This is a genomic window from Nocardioides sp., assembly GCF_034670285.1.
Lineage (GTDB): Bacteria > Actinomycetota > Actinomycetes > Propionibacteriales > Nocardioidaceae > Nocardioides.
Genome location: NZ_JAXMNS010000372.1, coordinates 1 through 3759, shown reverse-complemented (window position 1 = coordinate 3759; position 3759 = coordinate 1). Strand labels below are relative to the sequence as shown.

The window sequence follows — 3759 nt, the reverse complement described above, 5'->3', positions numbered from 1 at the left end:
ATCTCGATACGCCGGCCCGCTCCTTCGTCGCGTAGCCGGCTACTCGATGACCGGGGGGCCGGCTACTCGATGACCCGGGTGATCACTCAGCCGCAGCGCGTCGCAGCGACTCCGACAGGCGCTCGGCAGCGGCGAGGACGGCGGGGGCGTGCATGCGCCCGGGCTGACGCGAGAGGCGCTCGAGCGGACCGGAGACCGAGACCGCGGCGATGATCTTGCCGCCGGGGGAGCGGACCGGGGCGGAGACCGAGGCGACGCCCTGCTCGCGCTCGCCGATCGACTGGGCCCAGCCGCGGCGACGGATCCCGGAGAGGGCGGCAGCGGAGAAGGCAGCGTTCTGGAGCCCGCGGTGCATGCGCTCGGGGTCCTCCCAGGCCAGCAGCACCTGGGCGGCGGAGCCCGCGCGCATGGTCAGCTGGGAGCCGACGGGGATGGTGTCGCGCAGGCCCGAGGGGCGCTCGGCGGCGGCCACGCAGACGCGGTGCTCGCCCTGGCGGCGCCACAGCTGGGCGGACTCACCGGTGATGTCGCGCAGGCGCGCCAGCACGGGGCCGGCGGTCGCGAGAAGTCGGTCCTCGCCGGCGGCCGCGGAGAGCTCGGAGAGCCGCGGCCCGAGGACGAAGCGTCCTTGCATGTCGCGAGCGACCAGGCGGTGGTGCTCGAGGGCGACCGCGAGACGATGGGCCGTGGGCCGCGCGAGGCCGGTGCCGGCGACGAGGCCGGCCAGGGTCGCGGGGCCCGACTCGAGGGCGGTGAGCACGAGAGCTGCCTTGTCGAGCACGCCGACGCCACTTGATGTGTCCATAGGCTGAGATTAGCGTCTCACCCAATGGGATGCAAGCGGTACGCTTCTCACAAGCGACCACGACACCCCTGTCGTCGCCGACCCACACGCCGACCCCCAACGGGGACGCGGCAACCACGAGAACCTGAGGAGATCAGCAATGGGCAGGACCCTGTCGGAGAAGGTCTGGGACGAGCACGTCGTCCGGTCGTCGGCCGGAGAGCCCGACCTGCTCTACATCGATCTCCACCTCATTCACGAGGTGACCAGCCCGCAGGCCTTCGACGGTCTGCGCCTGAGCGGCCGGACCGTACGTCGTCCCGACCTCACCCTGGCCACCGAGGACCACAACGTCCCCACGCTCGACTGGGACAAGCCGATCGCCGACCCCGTGTCCAAGACCCAGGTCGACACGCTGCGCAAGAACGCGGCTGACTTCGGCGTGCGCCTGCACCCCCTCGGCGACGTCGAGCAGGGCATCGTCCACGTCGTCGGCCCGCAGCTCGGCCTGACCCAGCCCGGGATGACGATCGTCTGCGGCGACAGCCACACCAGCACCCACGGTGCCTTCGGCGCGATCGCCTTCGGCATCGGCACCTCCGAGGTCGAGCACGTGCTCGCCACCCAGACCCTGATGCAGGCCAAGCCCAAGACGATGGCCGTCACGATCAACGGCAGCCTCCCCGAGGGCGTGACCGCCAAGGACATGGTGCTGACGCTGATCGCGCACACCGGCACCGGCGGCGGACAGGGCTACATCGTGGAGTACCGCGGCCAGGCGATCGAGGAGCTCTCGATGGAGGCCCGCATGACGGTCTGCAACATGAGCATCGAGTGGGGCGCCAAGGCGGGCCTGATCGCTCCCGACCAGACGACCTTCGACTACATCGAGGGCCGTCCCGAGGCGCCGACCGGCGGCGACTGGGACGCCGCTGTCGCCCACTGGAAGAGCCTGGTCACCGACGACGACGCCGTCTTCGACGAGGAGATCGTCCTCGACGCCGCCGACATGACGCCGTTCGTCACCTGGGGCACCAACCCCGGACAGGGCGTCCCGCTGGGTGCGGCCGTGCCGTTCCCCGAGCAGTACGAGAACTCGGAAGACCGCGTCGCCGCCGAGAAGGCCCTGGAGTACATGGGTCTCGAGGCCGGCACCCCGATGCGCGAGGTGAAGGTCGACACCGTCTTCATCGGCTCCTGCACCAACGGCCGCATCGAGGACCTCCGGCTCGCCGCCGACATCATCAAGGGCCACACCGTCGCCGCCGACACGCGACTGCTCGTCGTGCCGGGCTCGGTGCGCGTGCGGCTGCAGGCGCAGGAGGAAGGGCTGGACAAGGTCTTCCTCGCTGCCGGAGCCGAGTGGCGCGGTGCCGGGTGCTCGATGTGCCTCGGCATGAACCCCGACACCCTTGCGCCTGGCGAGCGCAGTGCCTCGACCTCCAACCGCAACTTCGAGGGCCGTCAGGGCAAGGGTGGCCGCACCCACCTGGTCTCGATCCCGGTCGCCGCGGCGACCGCGGTCCGCGGCACGCTCTCCTCGCCGGGCGACCTCGCCCCCCTGAACACCTCTGCCGCCTCGACCGACGGGAGCAACTGACATGGAAGCCTTCACCACCCACACCGGAGTCGGTGTCCCGCTGCGTCGCAGCAACGTCGACACCGACCAGATCATCCCCGCGGTGTACCTCAAGCGCGTGACCCGCGACGGCTTCGAGGACGGGCTCTTCAGCGCCTGGCGCAGCGACCCCGACTTCGTGCTCAACAACCCGGCGTACGCCGCCGGCTCGGTGCTCGTGGCCGGTCCCGACTTCGGCACCGGTTCCTCACGCGAGCACGCGGTCTGGGCGTTGCAGAACTACGGCTTCAAGGCCGTGATCTCGGCCCGCTTCGCCGACATCTTCCGCGGCAACTCCGGCAAGGCCGGTCTCCTGGCCGCGCAGGTGGACGAGAAGGTCGTGCAGCGCCTCTGGGACCTGCTCGCCGACCAGCCCGGCGCCAGCATCACCGTCGACCTCGAGTCCCGCACCGTGCATGCCGGTGAGGGCCCGGACGCGATCGAGGACTCCTTCGACATCGACGACTACACGCGCTGGCGCCTGCTCGAGGGTCTCGACGACATCGGCATCACCTTGGGCCACGCGGACGACATCGACAGCTACGAGGCGACGCGACCGGCCTGGAAGCCGGCCACGATCCACGCCTGACCACCGGATCGGGTCGAGACGGCCCGATGCTGAGCTGCTCAGAAGCCCATGGTTGAGAGGGATTCTCGCCGCCTGGCACCACGCGCCCCCTCGTGCGTGATCGCTCCAGGTGCCGCGAATCCGCTCAGCCATGGGCTTCTCGTCGTTCACGAGTGGTGTGCCGCAAAGCAAAATTGTCTGTACTGATGCGGCGTGGCGATTGTGACGTGGGTCGCGTTTACCTAGCGTGCATGGGGAATGTCGAGCACACGCCCGGCACGAACCAGGTTCATTGGAAGGGAAGCTAGTGAACAAGACTCAGCTCATCGACACGCTCGCCGCGCGCTACGAGGGAAATCGCAAGGCCGCCGCGCACGCGCTCGACTCCGTGCTCGACACCATCACCCGCGAGGTCGCGAAGGGGGAGAAGGTCGCCATCACGGGCTTCGGATCGTTCGAGAAGCGCGTGCGCGAGGCCCGGTGGGTCCGCAACCCGCAGACCGGCGACCGCGTCAAGGCGAAGAAGAAGTCGGTCCCGAAGTTCACGCCGGGAGCAGACCTGAAGAACGTCGTCTCCGGCGCCAAGAAGCTGCCCAAGCTCACGCTCGCTGCGGCCGCCCCGGCAGCCAAGGCAGCAACCGCACCGGCCAAGAAGGCCGCGGCTGCCGCCAAGAAGGCTGCCCCCGCCAAGAAGACGCCCGCCAAGAAAGCCGCTCCGGAGAAGAAGGCTCCCGCCGCCAAGAAGGCAGCCCCCGCCAAGAACGCCCCGGCCAAGAACGCTGCACCGGC

General features: G+C 69.8%; 4 protein-coding genes. 3 read left to right on the top strand and 1 reads right to left on the bottom strand.

Annotated features, from left to right (window positions below):
* Nucleotides 1–82: 82 nt before the first annotated feature.
* Nucleotides 83–805 carry an IclR family transcriptional regulator gene (locus VOI19_RS16060; protein ID WP_323793973.1) on the bottom strand — a complete coding sequence of 241 codons (723 nt, stop codon included), beginning with the start codon at nucleotides 803–805 and terminating at the stop codon, nucleotides 83–85.
* A 139-nt stretch (nucleotides 806–944) separates the two neighbouring features.
* Between VOI19_RS16060 and leuC the strand changes: the two genes are divergently transcribed.
* The 3 genes from leuC to VOI19_RS16045 form a co-directional block, all read left to right on the top strand.
* Nucleotides 945–2384: a 3-isopropylmalate dehydratase large subunit gene (gene leuC, locus VOI19_RS16055; protein ID WP_323793972.1), complete on the top strand. Its 1440-nt coding sequence runs from the start codon at nucleotides 945–947 to the stop codon at nucleotides 2382–2384.
* Nucleotide 2385: 1 nt separating this feature from the next.
* On the top strand, nucleotides 2386–2991 hold the full coding sequence (gene leuD, locus VOI19_RS16050) for a 3-isopropylmalate dehydratase small subunit (protein WP_323793971.1): 606 nt from the start codon (nucleotides 2386–2388) through the stop codon (nucleotides 2989–2991).
* A gap of 286 nt (nucleotides 2992–3277) precedes the next feature.
* On the top strand, nucleotides 3278–3759 hold a 482-nt coding region (locus tag VOI19_RS16045), incomplete at its 3' end, for an HU family DNA-binding protein (protein ID WP_323793970.1).

Excerpts from the sequence above, each read along its gene's own strand:
- VOI19_RS16060 (WP_323793973.1), bottom strand. The coding sequence starts at position 805 with ATGGACACATCAAGTGGCGTCGGCGTGCTCGACAAGGCAGCTCTCGTG.
- leuC (WP_323793972.1), top strand. The coding sequence starts at position 945 with ATGGGCAGGACCCTGTCGGAGAAGGTCTGGGACGAGCACGTCGTCCGG.
- leuD (WP_323793971.1), top strand. The coding sequence starts at position 2,386 with ATGGAAGCCTTCACCACCCACACCGGAGTCGGTGTCCCGCTGCGTCGC.